The sequence below is a fragment of the Psychromonas sp. CD1 genome (assembly GCF_002239585.1).
Taxonomy (GTDB): Bacteria; Pseudomonadota; Gammaproteobacteria; order Enterobacterales; family Psychromonadaceae; genus Psychromonas.
In genome coordinates this window covers 1,330,533-1,349,209 of sequence record NZ_NDFH01000003.1, presented here as the reverse complement: position 1 = coordinate 1,349,209, position 18,677 = coordinate 1,330,533, and the positions used below count along the sequence as shown (strand labels likewise).

The window sequence follows — 18,677 nt, the reverse complement described above, 5'->3', positions numbered from 1 at the left end:
ATAGCGTCTAAGGAATATAATAAAGACCACATCTATGTAGGCATATGATCTTTATCACAAAACGTTAATTTATTTTTTTTGTTAGGTAAGTAATTAAATCGATAAGCTCTTGTGTGTTATTTACAGAGGCCGTATTGACTTGATATTTTCCGTTGACAATAATGGTGGGTACGGCGCGAATATTGAAGGTTTCAGTATTGCGTTTCATTTGTGATGCAATGCCAATTACCGAGAAGCTCTCTAGTGCACCTTTAGCTTCTTTGTTCGATATCCCAGCTTTTTCAAAAATAGTTAATATATCTTCTTCGCCATTAATAGGGCGACGTTCATTTTGTATTTGCTCAAAGATAAGATTTGAGACTTTGTCTTCTACATTTAGCATTTGAGCGGCGGCTAAAGCGCGAGTTAATTGTTCGCCCATTCCTTGACCTAAGAAATTGACATGATTTGTATTAATAGGAATATCTTTATCTAGACTTTTGCGTAAGGTCTCTATAAACGGTTTAAATTTAAAGCAATGAGGGCAGTAATATGAGAAAAACTCTAGGACTTCAGGTTTTTTTGTAGTTGTTTGGTTTACGATATCATAATTTACACCTTCTTCAAATTCAGTTGCTTGTACGCTTAGGGGCAATAGTATTAAGCCCAAAAAAAGTGCAAAAATCGTTTTCATTTTTATATCCTTTATATGTAGTCAGGTTGTAGCGATAATGCTGGTTCCTGCATATTAATGAGTTGTTGTTGTAGTGATTGTAACAAGTCTTTCCAATATTGCTCTGTCTTAAACCATGGAAAGTTCATTACAAAACTTGGATCTTGCCAGCGTTTGTTAATCCAGCTCACGTAATTAATAATACGCATGCTACGTAATAATTCAATAAGAGTTAATTCTGAAGAATCAAACTCGAATTCTTCTTGATAGCCATCTAATAACATATTTAACTGTAATCGTTTATCTTGGCGAGATCCATGTAATAACATCCATATATCTTGAATAGCAGGACCCATTTTACAATCATCAAAGTCTACGAAGTAGATTTCTTGTTGATGATTCATTATATTGCCACAATGACAATCACCATGTAAACGGATATTTTTATAGGTTTTTTGTGAAAAATGTTCACTGACAACTTTTTCTATTTTATGCATACAATTAAATAATGGAGCTCGAATAGAATTGGGAATAACGGTACACGATTGCAGTGCTTGAATCGGTTTTATTAACATGTTTTCTACATTGAGATCTTCTCGGTATATAAACGTTTGATGACTGCCAATACGGTGCATTTTTCCCAGTGCAATGCCAACATCATAGAGTTGTTCAATATTATCTACTTCCATATTTCGCGCAGATAGTGCGGTGAAAAGAGAAAAATAATAACCATCGAAAAGAAATAAAGTTTGTTTATTAATCGTAAGCGGTTCTGCAATCAAACAACCCTGTTCCTTTAAAGAGAGGGAAAAGTGATGGTCTTCGAGTAGTTGATTTTTACTCCAACGTTGTGGTCGATAAAATTTAACAACATAGCGTATATTGTTTTCATCGGTAAAAAGATAAACTCTATTTTCGTAAGAGTTAAGTGCAATCAGCCCCGTTTGAGGATAAATGCTAATACTTGCTAAAGCATCTAATTGACGATCGGGAGTTAACGATAAATAACTGAAATTTGCATCTTGCATATAGGGTCCAATAAAAATATATTACGTCGTTTGTTTGAGTTATTTCTTTATTCATAAAGAAATAAAGAAAGGCGAGTCTTGTTTTATTTCTTCTGTTTTACTGTTTAGTCGTATTGTGATCATTACTTTTTTAGCTTTAATTGCGTAAGCGTCGACAACGATGGTAATGGGTTGAGTGAAGATTTCACCTGCTTGTACCACTATCTCTTTTGGGCCAATAAGATAAGCATCTTTTAACCCAGAAAACGATATTTTATAGGACTGTGTCTCGATAGTTTTATTGAGTATTTTTAATGTATATGTATTTTCAATTAAACCTTCATTATTTTCACGATATAAGGTGTTTCTGTCACGTACAATTTCTAGTTCTATCGTACTTAAAGTAAAAAGATTAAGGCTGAAAATACTGAGCATTGCAATTAAGAGCACCCCATAACTTATAATTTTAGGCCGTAAAATTTGGCTTTCCCCCCCCGCTAATCGCGTTTCAGAAGTATAAGAAATAAGACCTTTTGGGTAGTTCATTTTTAGCATGGTCGTATCACAAGCATCAATGCAAGCTCCGCAATTTATACATTCATATTGTAAACCTTCTCTAATATCAATACCAGCAGGACAAACTTGAACGCAAAGTTCACAGGCAATACAGTCACCTAAACCGAGGTCGCTAGGGTTACTTTTACGACGACGAGGTCCACGTTGCTCTCCTCTTTTTTCATCATAAGCAACAATATAGGTGTTTTCATCAAACATAGCGGATTGAAATCTTGCGTAAGGGCACATGTGTGTGCAAACAATGGAGCGCATCCAACCCGCATTCATATAAGTGATGCTAGCAAAGAAAAGAATACAGCCGGTAAGAGTAGGGCTACTGTTAAAAGTAAAAAAATCTATATAAATATTAGGGAATAATACAAAGTATGAGCAAAAAGTAAGCCCTGTTAAAAGTGATATGATTATCCATGCACTATGTTTTGCTATTTTCTTGGAAAATTTATTTTTACTCCAAGGTGCTTTATCTAAGCATTTCCGTTGGTTTGCACTACCCTCAATATGCTCTTCGAACCAAATGAAAATAAAAGACCATATTGTTTGTGGGCAAGTATAACCACACCAGACTCGACCTAGATAGGTAGTAAAAAAGAATAAAGAAAAAGCAGCAATGATAAATACCCAGGCAAGTAACGTTAAGTCTTGGGGGAATAACGTCAGATTAAAAATATGATATTGTTGTTTATCTAGATCAAAAAGAACGGCTTGATGATTGTTCCAGCGTAGCATAGGGAGAGCCATAAACAGTAAGATTAAAACCCAACCCGTATAGCGTCGCAGTTTTTGATATAACCCAGAAGTGGCACGGACATATATTTTATTATTGTCATTATCGTTTTTTTTAGGGGAAATTTTAATTTCTTTTATATTAATATTTACCGTCATTTTGTTTACCGAAAATAAGTGTTTTCGTTAGAATATTATAAGGGAATAGTTATTGCGGGTAAAAAAAGAGTATGAGGCATCATATTTTTATATTCAACATCATACATAGTGGGATTTATTTAAGAACGCCTCGTGCTTTTAAAAGAGCATTCTTAAAATCATTTTCAAAATCTTTTTTGATTCCCGGAATGACATCATCTTTCCCAATTTGATCCATTTTTAACTGATAAATGATGACTTCATCACTTAATTGGCTAATGGGATCTGTAAATGATGATTCTTTACTGATAAGAGCTAAAATTTCTAATAAACTTAATTCTTTGTTTTTTAACCAGTAAGGTTGTAATAGCTCTAATATTTCATTAATTCTATGTGTATGCATGATCGTTCCTATGTAGATAGATGCTGGCGTAGTTTATTTAATACTTGTGCACTTCCAGGTTTTAATCCCCTCCAAAGCGCAAAGCTTTCGGCTGCTTGTCCGACTAACATTCCTAATCCATCAAGAATTAATCTTGCGCCGTGTTTTCTGGCCCAAAGGTTAAATGCGGTTGCCTTATCACTATACATCATATCGTAGATAGTTGTTTCGGGGAGAATTAAAGTAGAGCTAATAGGAGGAACTTCCCCTTTTAAACTGGCGGATGTAGAGTTAATAATGATATCAAAAGTACCGAATAGATCGTTAAAGGCCACCGCATTGACCGTTCCATAGGTATCGAAGATAGAGGCTAATTCTATTGCTTTTGTGTGTGTTCTGTTGGCAATAACAAGTTCTTTTGGCTGTGTTTCAAGTAATGCTCCACATACCCCTCTAGCCGCTCCTCCTGCTCCTAATAATAAAATGCGTTTGTTGTATAAATCAATATGATGGTTATTTAGATCTAAAATCAAACCCGCACCATCGGTATTGTCTCCGATTAATAAACCATCATCAGTCAACTTTAGTGTATTGACTGCACCGGACAGTTTTGCTCTAGGTGTCAATTTTTGTGCATAGGCAAAAGCTTTTATTTTAAAAGGAAGAGTAATATTACAACCTTTTCCTGTATGTTTAAAAAAATGGTTTAGCGTCTTTTCAAAGTCATCAATAGGGGCTTCAATCGCGGTATAAGACATGTCTTGAGCCGTTTGTTGGGCAAATAATGTGTGGATAAAAGGAGATTTACTATGGCTGATTGGGTTTCCAAAAACGGCATAATGATCCATGTTATTTCCAAAGTATAGATAATAGATAATTTAATTTAGCATTGATCTTAACTTCTGGAAATATTGTTTATTAATAAATTTAGTCCTACATTCTATTAGCGAAACAAGCGCACACAAAAGATGTTTGATATACTGCAAAATGAAATGATTAAAAGGATAAAATAATGATTTACAGTATGACAGCCTTCGCACGCAAAAAAATTCAAGGAAAATGGGGAACCGCCGTATGGGAAATACGCTCGGTTAACCAACGCTATTTAGAAACCTATTTTCGTTTGCCTGAGCAATTTCGAGGCTTAGAAGTAAAGCTTAAAAATATATTTAAAAAACGCCTGCAACGCGGAAAAATAGAATGCCACTTACGCTTTGAAAGTAATGATACCTGTCCTGAGGGACTAAGATTAAACAATGAACTTGCTTTACAAATTATCGAAAAAGCGCAGTGGGTATTAGCACAAACAGGCGATAGTACGGGTAATATCAATCCATTAGATATTTTGAAATGGCCTGGCGTAATGCGCGCACCTGATCAAGATGTTGATGCTATCAGCATTTATTTAATGCAAGGCTTTGAAGAAACGTTACAAGAATTTATTCTTGCCCGCGCAGCAGAAGGTGAAAACCTTGCGCAAATGATCAAAAAACGATTAGATGCTATTGCGGAGCAAGTATCTATAGTGCAGGCCTTTATGCCTGAGATCCAAATGTGGCAAAAAGAGCGTATTTTAAAAAAATTTACGGATGCAAAAGTAGAATTGGACAGTACTCGAGTTGAACAAGAGCTGGTCTTACTTGCCCAAAAATCAGATGTTGCAGAAGAGCTAGACCGACTGATCTCTCATATCAGTGAAGCACGTAACGTACTTAATAAAGGGGGTGCTGTTGGCCGGCGTTTAGACTTTATGATGCAAGAATTTAATCGTGAAGCCAATACCCTTGGCTCTAAAGCAATCAATACTGATATTACCTCCGCCGCAGTTGAATGCAAAGTTCTTATAGAGCAAATGCGCGAACAGGTACAGAATATTGAATAGTGTCTATATGAGTTTTTTGAACTTTATGCTTCTATTTTAGTTGGTTTTATTGCTTCCGAATTGGGGAGGGAACATATTCGATGTTGAGGTTCACCTCTGCGGTAAACGTAAATAGATGACCTTAGCGATATTTCTTTCGCTGATGCAATAGTGATGGCTTCAACAGCATCGCTAAGGTCTAGATCCCTTAATAGAAAAGCGTCATATAGAGCAATGTGCAATTAAAATCATTGATGACCTTTTTATCGCTTGGCACAAGGCAACGTTGAATGCTTAAAGCATCTATCTATTCTCGAACGCATTTACCATTGTGCTATTATTGCGCAATCAAACTGAATAGCATCAACGCCCGAAATATCGAGCAAGTTCTTATCTCAATTAAGAAGTCTGGTCGTCCAACCATTTGTAATGGCACATTAGGTTACTGTAAGCAATTATTCAATCACGGTATAAAGTTTTGGGCAAATAACGGATCAAATGGCTTCATCTAGGCAGTCGGTTGATAGGCTATATCTAGATAAGCTTGAAGATATCGATCGCAGTACATTCCCCGATCCGATAAAATTTATTACTTAGATTCAAATAATAAGTGCATAACTTGAATAAGTAGGTCTCACTATTATATTCATTTTCTTGTCTTGTGCTGAATATTACCGTGGCATCTTTCTTTACTTGCCTATTATATTTCTAATAATTAATAGTAATATCAGAAATAGGGATGCAACTACAAGATAGTATATATCCTTGTTCTTTTTGTTGTGTTGTGAGAGCAAAATCATTGAGTTGTATCACGTCACCAGAAATAAGTTGGACGCGACACTGTCCACACCTTCCATTTCGACAAGCGTGAGGGATATATATTCCCGCTTGTTCTGCCTGCTCAAGCAGTAAGCCTTGATTGTTGCCTTTTGTAATAGTATTAATGGGTTGGTATTCAATACATATACTTTTTTCTTGTTGTCGATTCGTTTCATTTTGAGCGCTATAAAAGGCAGGGTATTGTGTTTCTAATACAATAATATCATCTCCCACATTGATTTTACCTTGAGTAAGGGGAATTAAATATTGGCCAAAATGAACTTCATTTTGTGCATAACGAAAAGAGGCAAGAGTTTGTAAAGACTCATTTGTAGGTGCTTGCCCAGTTTTAGAGTCTACGTTAATAAAAGGGTAGTGTGCACAGGGTTTACTCACAATAAATTCAACTTCTCCTATTCTAATGCGCTTCCAAGTATCCTCTACAAAAGGAAAATCACCTTGCACCACAATGTGCGGATGAAACTGTGTGACGCAGATTGGTTTTTTTAAGCGACAGTTTAGTTGCTCAATTGAGCTGGTGTTGATTAATAAAATAGAGTGGGCATCCACACCTGGGTTATCTATTAGTGTATCTTGGCACTGAGTTGGAGAAAAAACGAGTCGACATTGTAGGTTAAGATAAGAGGAGAACCATTTGTCTACAAGGGTTGGAACATGTTTAATTTGTGCCTGAGTTGAAGATTTTTTTGTTTCTTTGAATGCTTGAGACTGAAAATCGATATCTAATAAGATATCTTCCATTTCAGGGGCTCTCATTAATAGTTGTTGTGTTAAACACTGCACTTTAATGTGTCTTAATATAGGAAACGGTATTTGAGATTAATTTTCCTGTGCTATCAACTAGCATATATAGGCCATCGAAGGCTAACCCTTGCTTTACAACATCTGATTTTTTTAAAGACGTGGCCGGTATCGATTTTATTGGATAAATATAGATATTGGTTAATATTTGCAATCTTAATACCCTCTGTTTCTGCTTAATTAAATAAGCATAAACGCTATTTATATGTATAAATATTAAAGCAGGATATATTAATGGCAATACATTATTTTTTGCGATCCTTATCGCAATATTAGAGTTTTTGTTGGTAAATATAGGATGAAGGTGTTTAGGCTATCAATGGGATAAGTTACATTAAAAGTAAAAAGGGAAGGAGAACTTGTCATTTTAAGGTGAATAAAAATAGAGATCTCTTTACTACGTAACGCGCTCTATCATTAGAGACTTTTAATGTAAAAGAGTCGGCCCTAATAAAGTTTAAGGTTCATAGTGTTTATTACCAAACATAAGTTTATACATTAACCAAATGCATAAAATAAGCATGATGATAATGGAAAATAAATTTGAGCCTAACTCTGGATGTAATGCCCCAGTATAGGCACTGTAGGAAAATACACCTATAAATAAGGTGGCCCATGCTGGACGAATACTTTCTTCATTATTATCGCTTGCAACATACAATGTATAAAAGCGATTACAGGAAAAAAAGAGTGTTAAGAATGCAAAAGGAGATAATGGCATTAGGCTTATGGTTAGCATAGAAAAGCAAGCACTTGCAGATAAACCTATAATAAAGGTGTAAATCAGCCATTGTGTTGAGACATTATATTTGTTCATGAGGGGGCCTTAAATAATCAGCTTCGATGAAGTGTAAAATTGCATGAACTCTGCATCTTTACTTCTCTGTCTTTGTTATCTATACCATTGTATCACACCATGAAAATATGCTGTGCATACTTCGTCTTTGTCTATTTGGGTTGCTAATCTCAATTTTTTTATATTTTAAGGATCATTATGTCTGCTAAAAAACAATTACGTTCCCCAAGTGTTAAATATGATTATGATGTTGTTATTATCGGTAGTGGCCCTGGAGGTGAAGGTGCGGCAATGCAGCTATCCAAAGGGGGGGCCAAAGTGGCTGTGATTGAAAAGTATCATGAAATAGGAGGGGGTTGTACACATTGGGGCACGATACCCTCTAAAGCATTAAGACACAGTGTCAGTCAATTAATCGAATTAAAAAATAACACATTATTTACACAAAGTTACCATCATAAACAGTCTTTTACCTTTGCTGATGTTTTACACCACACCGAAAAAGTAATAGCAAAACAAGTACGTATGCGTAGAGGGTTTTATAACCGGAATAATTGTACTTTATATTTTGGCGCAGCATCTTTTGTGGACGAACACACGCTGAGTATAAAAAACAAAGACGGTAGTATGGATTTAGTTACGGGAAAAAACATTATTATTGCGACAGGATCCCGACCTTATCATCCCAAAGATATTGACTTCACCGCTTCTAATATTTATGACAGTGATACTATATTATCGTTAGATTATCATCCCCATCATATTGCTATATACGGCGCGGGTGTTATTGGTTGTGAGTATGCTTCTATTTTTAGAGGTTTAGGAGTTAAAACGGATCTGATTAATAATCGGGAACGTTTATTGTCTTTTTTAGATGCTGAAATGTCTGATGCATTATCTTATCACTTTAGAAACTCGGGTATTATTTTACGCCACGATGAGGAGTATGAAAAAATAGAAAGTGTTGATGATGGTGTTATCTTGCATTTTAAGTCAGGTAAAAAGATGAAAGCAGATTGTTTGCTCTTTGCAAATGGGCGAACGGGCAATACGGATAAATTGAATTTATCCTGCATTGGCTTGAAGGCAAATAATAGAGGTCAATTGTCGATTAATGAACATTATCAAACGACACAAAGTAACATTTATGCTCTGGGTGATGTTATCGGTTATCCAAGTTTAGCGAGTGCAGCGTATGATCAAGGGCGTATTGTTGCTGATGTTATTTTAACCAATAAAGACCCTAAAAAACTGATACAAGACATCCCAACGGGTATTTTTACCATACCAGAGATAAGCTCAGTAGGAAAAACAGAGCAAATGTTAACCAAACAAAAAGTACCTTATGAAGTAGGGCGTGCGCAGTTTAAAGATTTGGCTCGTTCGCAGATATTAGGCTCAGATGTTGGCGGGCTTAAAATACTGTTTCATCGAGAAACGAAAGAGATCTTAGGTATTCATTGTTTTGGTGAGCGTGCAGCTGAAATTATTCATATCGGACAAGCGATTATGGAACAAAAAGGGTCGGGTAATACCATTGAATACTTTGTACATACAACGTTTAATTATCCGACGATGGCAGAAGCTTATCGTGTCGCAGCATTAAATGGTTTAAATCGATTATTTTAATGTTACTTTTGATAGCGAATGGTTTTTAAAGCCAGTAATAAAGCAGCAATATTACGGGCTTCTTGAAAATCATCTCGCTCGAGTAGTTCATCAATATTAGCAATCGGCCATTTTATGACTTCTAATGGCTCTGGCTCATCACCCTGTAATTTTTCAGGGTAAAGGTTAAATGCCATAAAAATTGTCATTTCACTGTTAAAATAACTGGGCGCCATAATTATTTTTTTTAATTTTTGTAAGTGATCACTTGCAAAGCCCACTTCTTCTTTAAGCTCACGATTTGCTGCGATTTCAGGGCTCTCCCCTGGGTCAATTAATCCTTTGGGGAAGCCAAGTTCATAGGTATGTGTGCCGACGGCATATTCACGAATTAAAAGTAGGGTTTCGTTGTCATAAAAAGGCACAATCATTACCGAGCCTAAGCCTGAACTTTTCATTCGTTCAAATTCTCGTCTTTCTCCATTATTAAACTTTAATTGGACTGATTCAATGTTAAAAAATCGACTTTTAGCGATTGAAGTACATTTAAGTATTTCAGGTAATTTGTTTTTTGAATGACTCATATATTCTCCCTGTCACGGTATATCATAGCGCAGAGATGCGCTTTATACTTCTGATATTTTGTAAATTAAGAGCCGATTTAACTTTGAAGAGCACCCTTAGTAAGGGGTATCGTAAAACGGAAAAATCGGATTAAAGAATAGAACTAAATAGTCATACTAAAATAGCACGAATGCTTCAAGATAACGCGAAGTTTAAAGTGAATCCACAAGAAAATGTAAGTAAACGCTAACTAGGAATACTTCGTTAATTGATGATATATTTCAGCTTAACTTACGCTTATTGAATGCTTACACATGCAGTGGTGCGGTTACTGCATTTAAAGTCACTGTTAATTTTCGGGGGGATTACCGTTGCATTTTAGTAACGTTTTATTTTGTGTTTTGTATTTAGATACTTAACACGTATTTATTAGGTATTTAAATAATATGAATATTGATAAAGATGTGGATTTTATTTTATTGGATATGGATGGCACCTTATTAGATCTTCATTATGATAGTCATTTTTGGTTGGAATTTATTCCACAACAATATGCACTCAAAGAGAATTTATCTTTAGCACAAGCTAAAACGCATGTTTATGCTCTGTATAGTCACGTATCGGGGCAGTTAAGTTGGTATTGCCAAAATTATTGGTCTAAAACGTTAGGCTTAGATATCAGCAGGTTACAGCATATGACAAAACAAAAAGTAAAGTGTAGAGTGGATGCGGTTATTTTTTTAGAAAAGATGAAAAAAGCGGATAAACGTTTATTTATCCTTACTAATGCACACCCTAATAGCGTGGCATTGAAAATGAAGATTACAGGATTAAGTCATTATTTTGAACATATTATCTCTAGTCATGATCTGCAAGTTGCGAAGGAAGATACATGCTTTTGGCAGTTATTAGAAAAGGATTTCCACGTGGATTTTTCGCGTAGTTTATTTATCGATGACAGTGAAAAGATTCTACAGGTCGCGACGGATTCTGGCGTGCAATGGGTCCGGGGAATTAGTACACCAGACAGTGCTATCCCTGCACAAACAATGCAGGGATTTAACACGATTAATTTGTTTGCTGAGCTTTTTTAAAATATCTCATTCTCTTCTGAGTTAGCATCATTGCGAAGGGCACTAGGCATCGCATAGTCAGTAGGCTCTGTGCCTTTAATAAAGTATTCAAAACGGCTGTGGTAATCCGTTTCGTTACTTAATAGCCCAGTTTCTCGATCAATACGTACGGTACCAATATCTACTGGCATTGGTGTCATATATTCATCTTGATCTAAACCTACATCAAGCATAAAGGTGTTCCATGCTGGAAGTGCGGTGCGCGCTCCAAATTCTCCACCTGAAATTTGATTTTTATCCAAATTACTATTCCAGCTTGCTTTGCCTAAGTTACGATTGAAATTATCAAATCCTACCCAAGATATAGCGACTATTTTACTTAAATAACCGGCAAACCAAGCATCTTTAGAATCATTAGTGGTGCCTGTTTTTCCTCCAATGTCATGGCGATTTAATGTTGTCATAGCACGCCAGCCTGTGCCATTCCAACCAGTGTTGTCGCGCCAGCTTCCGCCACCCCAAATAGCGGTGTTGAGTAATTGACTGACTAAAAAAGCATTTTCTGGGCTAATGGTTTGGGGTGCAATTTGATCTTTGGCAACGGGTGAAATAGCACATGTTTTACTTTCACTCTCAGGTGCGACGATGTCCGTATTTTCCATTTGTTGATATAAAGCGGCGCAATCATCACAGACGATTTTAGGTTTTGCTTGATAAATTATATTGCCATAAGCATCTTCAATGCGTTCAATCAAATAAGGCTCTATTTTATGACCGCCATTGGCGATCATTGCATAACCTACCGCAAGCTCTAAGGGAGAAGTTGAAGCAGATCCTAGGGCTAGAGATAAACTACGTGGTAATTTATCTCTATTAAAGCCAAATTTCGCAAGTTGATCTATTACTTTATCCACACCTAAATCTTGAACTAAACGTACAGATACTACATTTTTAGATTTACCGAGCGCTAAGCGTAAACGGATAGGACCATCATAAACCGGCGGAGAATTTTTTGGTCGCCATGAAGTTTCGCCTGTCCAATGATTGATTGGGGCATCATTAATAAGTGTTGCGAGAGTGTAACCGTTATCTAAAGCTGTTGAATAAATAAAGGGTTTGATAGTTGAGCCTATTTGGCGTTGTGCTTGGGTGGCGCGATTAAACTTACTTTGAATATAGCTAAATCCTCCTACCATAGCGGTGATAGCTCCATCTTTTGGATTCAACGAAACGAAAGCAGCGCCAACTTCTGGGTATTGTGATAATGCCCAACCGTTTTCAGTTTGTCTAACCCAAATTTGGTCTCCGGTGTTTACGATATCACTTGCCACTTTAGGTGCTCTACCTTGGCGTTTATCATTGATAAATGGACGCGCCCATTTTAAACCATCCCAGGTAATAAGTTGTGTTTTTTTAGGAGATTGTTGGCTCTGTATTTCAATGGATTGAGTGTTAACTTTAAGCACAATTGCTGGGTAAATGTCGGCGAAATGAGCTTGTTTTTTTAAGTAATCACGGATTTTTGATATTTCCCATACAGGCTCAGGAGCTTGCCATAATGATTTTTTAGCACCTCTGTAACCATGGCGTTCATCATAAGCGTGAGAGTTTAAAATAACTGCTTTATTGGCTGCTTGTTGGAATTTGTTATTAATCGTGGTGTAAACATTAAAGCCATCATGATAGCTACGATCAATGCCATATAATTCAATTAATTTAATGCGCGCCATTTCGGCTGCATAATGTGCAGATAACGTGATTTCCGCACCATGATATTGACTAATAATGGGCTCGTCTCTGGCATCATTATACTCGTTTTCAGTAATGTAATTCTCTTCGAGCATGCGTCTTAAAACAATATTTCGGCGGCTTTTAGCGTTACTGGGCGAATAAATGGGATTTAAACGAGAAGGCGCTTTGGGTAAGCCTGCAATCACAGCCATTTCGGAGAGTGTTAACTCTTGTACTGTTTTTCCGTAATAGACCTGTGCTGCAGCGCCAATACCATAGGCGCGATGACCTAGGGATATTTTATTTAAATAAAGCATTAAAATTTCATCTTTACTTAAGATTTTTTCTAGTTCTATCGCGATGAAAACTTCTTTTATTTTACGAATAAAAGTTTTCTCGCGTGTTAAAAAGAAGTTGCGTGCAACTTGCTGGGTAATCGTACTGGCACCTTGTTTGGCTCTTCCTGTACTAATTAAAACGAAAGCAGCTCGAACTATACCAATGGGATCAATCCCGAAATGTTGATAGAATCGGTTATCTTCCGTTGCGATAAAAGCATTGATCAATTGTTTAGGCACTTTATCAATGGTTAAGGGGATTCTGCGTTTTTCACCAAATTGAGAGATTAATTCACCATCAATACTATAAACTTTCATTGGCACTTGTAGTTTAATATTTTGAATACTAGCAACGTCAGGTAAGTCATTTTTTACACTGTAATAGATACCTGCTACAGTAATTATACCGAGTACAGTAAATAAGATAAATGTAAAAAAGAGGCGTTTGAGCCATTTCATCATTGTATATTCCTTCAAAGGGCGTATTAATCTTTGTATATATTAAGACACAGTATATAGTTATATTGATGGATATAAAGAGGCAAATAGGACTTTATATCTTGAATAAGAATATGAGGTGATTAGGCTAAGAGCCTAATTTTTTTAAAGTAAACTACTAGCAAGGATGTTATGTTTTTTTCTATTAAAAAAAATAAAGCAAATGCGTTAATAGGCCTTGATTTTGGATCCTGTTCGATGAAAGCGATTCTTCTCAGTAAACATCAAGGAATGCTACGTATAGATGCAAGTGCAGAAGTACCGCTTGATAGAAACTTAATTGTTGATGGTCATCTTGAAGATATTCATCAATTGTCTGGCGCGATTAAGCAACTTCGCAAAAGTCTCCCTCGTGGCTATAAAAAAGTGGCGATTGCGGTAACGGGTACAGATGTCACCTCAAAAATCCTCACTATCAATGCAGATCTTAGTGGTTTAGATTTGGAATCACAAATTGAAATGGAAGCTGAAAATAGCATATCGTTTCCATTAGATGAAATTTTCCTTGATTTTGAAATATTGGAAATCGATACCGATATAGATATCGATCCCAAAGACATTCGTTTTAATCAGATTCTATTAAGTATTGCACGACGTGAAACGGTGATGTCTCGAGTTAACTGTGTCGAAGATGCGGGTTTGACTACACAAATTGTTGATGTCGAAAGCCATGCTTTAACGCGTGCTTGTGAATTATTGATTTCAAAAGAGGAGATGGTGCAAGGTGTTGCTGTTATTGATATTGGCGCATCAAAGATGATGTTAAATATATTGCATAAAGGACAAGTAATTTTTTCTCGTTCAAGAAATCATGGTGGTGCTGTTTGTACGCAAATGTTTATTGATCATTATGATCTGACTTTTGACGAGGCAGAAAAAATGAAAATTGAGCGCAATTGGGCCGAAGATTGTCTTCCTGAAGTGATTTCCCCTTTTGTTAAGCTAACCGCTAAGAATGCTATATTTGACTTGAGAATGTTCTCTAACACATTAAATCATATCCACATTAGTAAAGTTATTTTTACTGGTGGGTGTTTATTAATGCCAGAGCTGGTCACACAATTAGGTGCGGAATTAGACATCAAAATAGAAGTTGCAGATCCTTTTCATAATATTCAATTTAAGCGTAAGAAAGATAAAATACAATTGCAGAAAAATGGGACCAAATATATAACGGCATTAGGCTTAGCTTTGCGAGGTGTGGGATAATGTCGAATATTAATTTATTACCCTGGCGCGAAGCAGATAAAAAGAAACAGAAACAGTTATTTATCAGTCTGTTATTTTTCAGTGCACTTGTGGTGTTGTTTTTATCTTATTGGAGTATGTTGTATATTGATAATCTCCTGCAAATACAACAACAACGCAATCAATTCTTACAAGAAAAAATAACATTAATAGATACACGTATTGTTAAGATAAAAAGTATAAAAAAAGAAAAAAAGGAGTTAGAACGGCGTATAAATCTAATCCACAAATTGGAATATAAGCGTAATGAAGTTACGCATTTATTTAATACATTAAGTCAGGGTGTACCAAAGGGAATTTATTTACAAAAAGTTTCTTTTATTAAAAAGAAAGTGTCTCTGCAAGGTGAAAGTGAATCCTATAATCATGTCTCAAATCTATTACGTAAAATAGAAAATTCAGATTGGCTTGGAGATGTACATCTTAATTCAATTGTTACTACGAATAATACCGCTTTTAAATGGTATAAATTTGCGATGGAATTTAAAGTAATGACGGCTAAAAGAGGCGTGAATAATGGACTTAAATGATCTTGATTTTAACAACGTAGGTACTTGGCCTGTTTTATATCGAACTATACTCATCTTTTTTGTGTGTATTATTTTAGGTGGTGCTTTTTTTTATTTTATGACCAGTACATCGCTCGATAAATTAGAACGAATGCAGGCTAAAGAGTTAAGTTTAAAAAATGATTTTAAATTAAAATCATCATTGGCCGCTAATTTAGAAAAATATCAAGATCAAATGGTTGAAATACATGCAATGCTGGATGATTTAATACAAAAATTACCGAATAAAAAAGAAATTGCTAGTTTACTTGATAATATTAGTTTCATTGGTGCGAAAAATGGGTTGTTGTTTAAGAGCATTAATTGGGGGAAGATTAAAGACTTTCAGTTATCGGTGGAAGTTCCGATAGCGATTAAAGTTGAAGGAAGTTTTGTGCAATTGGGGCAATTTGCTGCGGACATTGCAGCATTACCGCGCATTGTTATTTTAGAAAATTTAGTTTTAAAAAAAATAGAGAATGGTAAGTTATCCTTAAACGTTATAGCTAAAACATATCGTTATAAGGGAGATAAAAAATGAAATTATTATTGTCGATATTAGTTTTTTTTACTTTATTCTCTTGCGTCGATGAGAATAAAGATGACTTACAGACCTTTATCAAAGAGACAAGTGCCTTGACTCCCAAGATCCAGAACAATCTTCCCGATTTTAAAAATATAGAGGCATTAGCATTCGCTTCACAGCTAGGAAGAGATCCGTTTACTGCGCCACAGACAAACCATGCTATCGAAAATAAACAGGTACGTAGTCATTGCCCTCAACCCAATCAAAAACGTAAAAAAGAAGAATTAGAACGTTATTCACTAAATCGTTTTTCTATGCGCGGTACAATATTGATTAACAATACGTTATTTGCTTTACTTCAGGTTGCAGGGGGTAAATTATATTCTGTAAAAAAAGGTGCATACCTCGGATTTAATCAAGGTGAAATATTTAAGATTAGTAAAACACAAATCGAATTAAAGGAATTAATTATAGATAATACGGGATGTTGGCGAGAAAGAAACACACGAATATTATTGCGCTCAGAATAATCAAGGACTAATGAAATCATGAGTATTATAAAATCTATAAAAAAAATTTCGTATGCCTGGGTAATCGTATTATTATTTTGTACGGGACCTTTATTTGCAAGTACACAATTGAGTAATGTTCAGGTAAATGCTCTGTTAAAGAATAAATTGGAATTAGAGTTTGTTTTTACAAAAGCAATTAATGGCTATACAGATAAATTACATTATCAACCAAATCAATTAATTGTTGATATTGAAGATGCGAATTCAATTTTAACATTAAATCCTATTTTGATTAATAAAAGTGCCATTCGGTCGGTGACGACAATGCGTACGGAAAATGGTTTACGTTTACTTATATCTTTAAAAAAATTAATCCCTTATCAGATCACTAAAAAAGACAATATTTTACGGATCCGCTTTGGCGACTTAGATCTTAATAAGAATACGCGGGCGCTTTCTGATGACCCAAGTACATTGCTACAATCTATTATGCAAAATGTAAAGCGTATGCGAGATAAGACAAAACCCGCCACATTAACAACGACTAAAGTAATACCAAAAAAAGATATAACTCCGATATTAAATCAAGTAAAAAAAACACCAAGTGGTTATATCAATAACATTATTGATGTGAATTTTAAGCGGATGGAAAAGGGCCAAGGGAAGTTTTCGATTACATTAGGAAATTCAAGTGTAGCGGTCGATATAGAGCGTAGAGATAGACAATTGATTGTACAATTTAAGAGCACTTTTATTGATAGCAAACAGATTTATATTATGGATGTTCTCGATTTTGCAACGGTAGTTGATAACGTTGAAAGTTTTCTTGATGAGGGTAACACTAGTTTTGTCTTTTATCTGAGTGATGATTATGACTATGAATATGATCAATTGGATACATTATTTACGATAAAAATATTTAAAAAAACAAATAAAGAGAAACAAAAGAATTATTCGGGCAAAGAAATTTCTCTTAACTTCCAAGATATTCCCGTACGTACCGTGTTGCAGTTAATTGCGGACTTCAATAATTTCAATTTGGTTATCACCGATTCTGTTAATGGTAATATTACACTACGTTTAGATGACGTGCCTTGGTCACAAGCTTTAGATATTATATTAAAAGTAAAAGGATTAGATAAGCGTATTCAAGGTAATATATTAATGATTGCGCCAGCGGCTGAGCTCGCTTTAACTGAGCGTGAGAAGTTAGAAACGGCAAAAGCCATTTTAGATTTTTCGCCATTATATCATGAGTATATTCAAATAAATTATGCCAAAGCGTCGAATATTGCCTCTATATTATCCTCTGGAGATATGAGTTTATTATCGGATAGGGGCTCGGTGAATGTTGATAAACGTACGAACACTTTATTATTAAAAGATACGGATAGTGTTATAAAAGCAGTAAAAGACATGATAAAAGTATTAGACGTTCCTATTCGTCAGGTTATCATTGAAGCGCGAATAGTAACGGTGAATGATACGGTTGGAGAAGAGTTAGGTATTCGTTGGGGAAGCGCTAATGTTAATGGAAACTTTTCAACTTCGGGTAGCTTAGAGGGCTTGGCTTCAGGAAGTGATATCGCATTAGATGAGCGTTTAAATGTTAATTTACCGGTGGTTGGGGCTGCGGGTCGTATTGCCTTTCGTATTGCAAAATTAGCCAGTGGAAAAATCTTAGATTTAGAGCTATCTGCATTAGAAAAAGAAAATAAAGCGGAGATCATCGCAAGTCCCCGCATTACGACCGCCGATCAGCAAACGGCTTATATAGAGCAAGGCACTGAGATCCCTTATGTTGAATCAGCTTCCTCTGGCGCAACGGCAGTTCGTTTCAAAAAGGCAGTGCTTAGTTTGGAAGTTACTCCTCAGATAACACCGGATAATAAAATAATTTTAGACTTATTGATTACGCAAGATTCAAAAGGGGATGTTATCCCAACCGGATTAGGTCAATCTGTATCGATTAATACGCAAAAGATTAAAACGCAAGTCTTAGTTGAAGATGGTGAAACCATAGTATTAGGTGGAATTTATCAGCAACGAGTCATTGAGTCTGTGCAAAAAGTTCCTATATTAGGGGATATACCTTGGATTGGTGGTTTATTTAGAACCACTATTAAAGAGAATAGAAAATCAGAATTGCTTATTTTTGTGACGCCAAGGTTAGTCAGTCAGACCCATTATTAGGGTATAATGAAAATATAGAGAGCATACTTTGGATTTTTTTCGCCTTTACTAGTTAAAACTTG

General features: G+C 35.5%; 18 protein-coding genes. 8 read left to right on the top strand and 10 right to left on the bottom strand.

The features are described from left to right. Positions 1 to 64: 64 nt before the first annotated feature. The 5 genes from B8W84_RS07795 to aroE form a co-directional block, all read right to left on the bottom strand. The gene (locus B8W84_RS07795) at positions 65 to 673 is read right to left on the bottom strand and encodes a thiol:disulfide interchange protein DsbA/DsbL (protein WP_094752682.1); all 609 of its coding nucleotides are present in this window, start codon (positions 671 to 673) and stop codon (positions 65 to 67) included. 11 nt (positions 674 to 684) lie between these two features. Next, on the bottom strand, positions 685 to 1,680 hold the full coding sequence (locus tag B8W84_RS07790; protein ID WP_094752681.1) for a serine/threonine protein kinase: 996 nt from the start codon (positions 1,678 to 1,680) through the stop codon (positions 685 to 687). 51 nt (positions 1,681 to 1,731) lie between these two features. Next, positions 1,732 to 3,117: a cytochrome c oxidase accessory protein CcoG gene (ccoG, locus tag B8W84_RS07785; protein WP_094752680.1), complete on the bottom strand. Its 1,386-nt coding sequence runs from the start codon at positions 3,115 to 3,117 to the stop codon at positions 1,732 to 1,734. A gap of 115 nt (positions 3,118 to 3,232) precedes the next feature. Beyond that, positions 3,233 to 3,499, bottom strand: a complete 267-nt coding sequence (locus B8W84_RS07780) for a YihD family protein (protein ID WP_094752679.1) — start codon at positions 3,497 to 3,499, stop codon at positions 3,233 to 3,235. Positions 3,500 to 3,507: 8 nt separating this feature from the next. Further along, positions 3,508 to 4,326, bottom strand: a complete 819-nt coding sequence (aroE, locus tag B8W84_RS07775) for a shikimate dehydrogenase (protein ID WP_094752678.1) — start codon at positions 4,324 to 4,326, stop codon at positions 3,508 to 3,510. 164 nt (positions 4,327 to 4,490) lie between these two features. On the opposite strand from aroE, the gene B8W84_RS07770 reads away from it, so the two are divergent. After that, on the top strand, positions 4,491 to 5,360 hold the full coding sequence (locus tag B8W84_RS07770) for a YicC/YloC family endoribonuclease (RefSeq protein ID WP_094752677.1): 870 nt from the start codon (positions 4,491 to 4,493) through the stop codon (positions 5,358 to 5,360). A gap of 687 nt (positions 5,361 to 6,047) precedes the next feature. Here the strand turns inward: B8W84_RS07770 and B8W84_RS07765 are convergent. The 3 genes from B8W84_RS07765 to B8W84_RS07760 form a co-directional block, all read right to left on the bottom strand. Beyond that, positions 6,048 to 6,920: a YcbX family protein gene (locus tag B8W84_RS07765; protein WP_257797940.1), complete on the bottom strand. Its 873-nt coding sequence runs from the start codon at positions 6,918 to 6,920 to the stop codon at positions 6,048 to 6,050. A 43-nt stretch (positions 6,921 to 6,963) separates the two neighbouring features. After that, a complete protein-coding gene (locus B8W84_RS08160) occupies positions 6,964 to 7,134 on the bottom strand; it encodes an MOSC domain-containing protein (RefSeq protein WP_257797939.1) in 171 nt (56 codons plus the stop codon). A 303-nt stretch (positions 7,135 to 7,437) separates the two neighbouring features. After that, on the bottom strand, positions 7,438 to 7,797 hold the full coding sequence (locus B8W84_RS07760; RefSeq protein ID WP_094752676.1) for a DUF1422 family protein: 360 nt from the start codon (positions 7,795 to 7,797) through the stop codon (positions 7,438 to 7,440). 177 nt (positions 7,798 to 7,974) lie between these two features. On the opposite strand from B8W84_RS07760, the gene sthA reads away from it, so the two are divergent. After that, a complete protein-coding gene (gene sthA, locus B8W84_RS07755) occupies positions 7,975 to 9,405 on the top strand; it encodes a Si-specific NAD(P)(+) transhydrogenase (RefSeq protein WP_094752675.1) in 1,431 nt (476 codons plus the stop codon). Between the two features lie 2 nt (positions 9,406 to 9,407). Here the strand turns inward: sthA and nudE are convergent, their stop codons facing one another. Next, complete coding sequence (nudE, locus tag B8W84_RS07750) at positions 9,408 to 9,968, bottom strand: ADP compounds hydrolase NudE (RefSeq protein WP_094752674.1); 561 nt, start codon at positions 9,966 to 9,968, stop codon at positions 9,408 to 9,410. A gap of 426 nt (positions 9,969 to 10,394) precedes the next feature. Here nudE and yrfG point away from each other — a divergent pair, with 426 nt between their 5' ends. Next, the gene (yrfG, locus tag B8W84_RS07745; RefSeq protein WP_094752673.1) at positions 10,395 to 11,042 is read left to right on the top strand and encodes a GMP/IMP nucleotidase; all 648 of its coding nucleotides are present in this window, start codon (positions 10,395 to 10,397) and stop codon (positions 11,040 to 11,042) included. Here the strand turns inward: yrfG and B8W84_RS07740 are convergent. Then, positions 11,039 to 13,552: a penicillin-binding protein 1A gene (locus B8W84_RS07740; protein ID WP_180706044.1), complete on the bottom strand. Its 2,514-nt coding sequence runs from the start codon at positions 13,550 to 13,552 to the stop codon at positions 11,039 to 11,041. The genes yrfG and B8W84_RS07740 overlap by 4 nt on opposite strands. Before the next feature lie 168 nt (positions 13,553 to 13,720). Here B8W84_RS07740 and pilM point away from each other — a divergent pair, with 168 nt between their 5' ends. From pilM to B8W84_RS07715, 5 genes are read left to right on the top strand one after another with little or no spacing between them, the layout of a single operon-like run. Beyond that, positions 13,721 to 14,797 (top strand): type IV pilus assembly protein PilM, encoded by a 1,077-nt coding sequence (gene pilM / locus B8W84_RS07735; protein WP_094752672.1) that lies wholly within the window; start codon positions 13,721 to 13,723, stop codon positions 14,795 to 14,797. Beyond that, on the top strand, positions 14,797 to 15,366 hold the full coding sequence (locus tag B8W84_RS07730) for a PilN domain-containing protein (protein ID WP_094752671.1): 570 nt from the start codon (positions 14,797 to 14,799) through the stop codon (positions 15,364 to 15,366). Before pilM ends, B8W84_RS07730 begins: the two co-directional genes overlap by 1 nt. Beyond that, positions 15,353 to 15,925 (top strand): type 4a pilus biogenesis protein PilO, encoded by a 573-nt coding sequence (locus tag B8W84_RS07725; RefSeq protein ID WP_094752670.1) that lies wholly within the window; start codon positions 15,353 to 15,355, stop codon positions 15,923 to 15,925. The genes B8W84_RS07730 and B8W84_RS07725 overlap by 14 nt, the downstream gene beginning before the upstream one ends. Continuing rightward, a complete protein-coding gene (locus tag B8W84_RS07720; protein ID WP_094752669.1) occupies positions 15,922 to 16,440 on the top strand; it encodes a pilus assembly protein PilP in 519 nt (172 codons plus the stop codon). Before B8W84_RS07725 ends, B8W84_RS07720 begins: the two co-directional genes overlap by 4 nt. Before the next feature lie 18 nt (positions 16,441 to 16,458). After that, positions 16,459 to 18,615 (top strand): type IV pilus secretin PilQ, encoded by a 2,157-nt coding sequence (locus B8W84_RS07715; protein ID WP_094752668.1) that lies wholly within the window; start codon positions 16,459 to 16,461, stop codon positions 18,613 to 18,615. Positions 18,616 to 18,677 lie beyond the last annotated feature (62 nt).